This is a genomic window from Streptomyces malaysiense (assembly GCF_000980885.2).
Taxonomy (GTDB): domain Bacteria; phylum Actinomycetota; class Actinomycetes; order Streptomycetales; family Streptomycetaceae; genus Streptomyces; species Streptomyces malaysiense.
This window is the reverse complement of the sequence record NZ_LBDA02000204.1, coordinates 1-879: the sequence shown is the minus strand read 5'-3', so window position 1 is coordinate 879 and position 879 is coordinate 1. Positions and strand designations below refer to the sequence as shown.

The following is an 879-nucleotide window of genomic DNA, read 5'->3' as shown; positions in this document are numbered from 1 at the left end:
GCGCGGGCATCCGCTGGTTCACAGCCACTGGTGGATCGCCGCGATCTGGACGGCCGCCTCGAACCGGACGGCGAGCTTGTCATACCGGGTCGCGACCGCCCGGTGCTGCTTGAGGCGGCTGATTCCGCACTCGACCGCGTGGCGGGCCTTGTAGTCCTCCCGGTCGAAGGCCGGCGGTCGGCCACCGGCCCGGCCGCGGCGCTTGCGGTTGCGGACCTGGTCGGCCGGCTCGGCGATGGTGCAGCGGATCCCGCGTCTGCGCAGGTAAGCACGGTTGGCGCGCGAGGAGTACGCCTTGTCACCACGCACCCGCAGCGGCCTGCGCCGCGGACGGCCACCGCCGACCTTGGGCACCCGGATCGCTTCCAGGACCGGCTCGAACTGCGGACTGTCACCCCGCTGACCTGCCGTGACCAGCAACGACAGCGGCTTCTGCCCCTGCTCGCAGGCCAGATGGATCTTCGTGGAGAACCCGCCCCGCGACCGGCCCAGCCCGTGATCCTCCGGCTCGGCCCCGGCCCCTCCCAAAGGCTCCTTCTGCCCGGCCCCGTCCCGGCGGGCACCAGCCGCGTGCTGATGGGCCCGGCAGACCGTGGAGTCGACGTTCACCTCCCACGTGATCAACCCTGCCGCGTCAGCCCTCGCCTGCAGCAAGGTGAGAATCCGGGCCCACACACCCTCGCGCTGCCACCGGCGAAAGAGCCCGTAAACGGTCTGCCAAGGCCCGTACTCGCGCGGCAGATCACGCCACGGAACACCCGTGCGAACCCGCCACCGAACTCCGTTGATCAACCGCCGCCGGTTCGCGGACCTGCGGCTCACGCCTGCCGCCGGCAGCAACGACTCCAGCACCGACCACTGTTCATCAGAAAGATCCCC

1 protein-coding gene is annotated in these 879 nt (G+C 71.0%); it reads right to left on the bottom strand.

Annotation, left to right across the window (positions count from 1 at the left end; all coding sequences use genetic code 11):
• Positions 1-18: 18 nt before the first annotated feature.
• Positions 19-879, bottom strand: an 861-nt coding sequence (locus tag VT52_RS34930) for an IS5 family transposase (RefSeq protein WP_240510046.1), incomplete at its 5' end; no start/stop codon positions are given.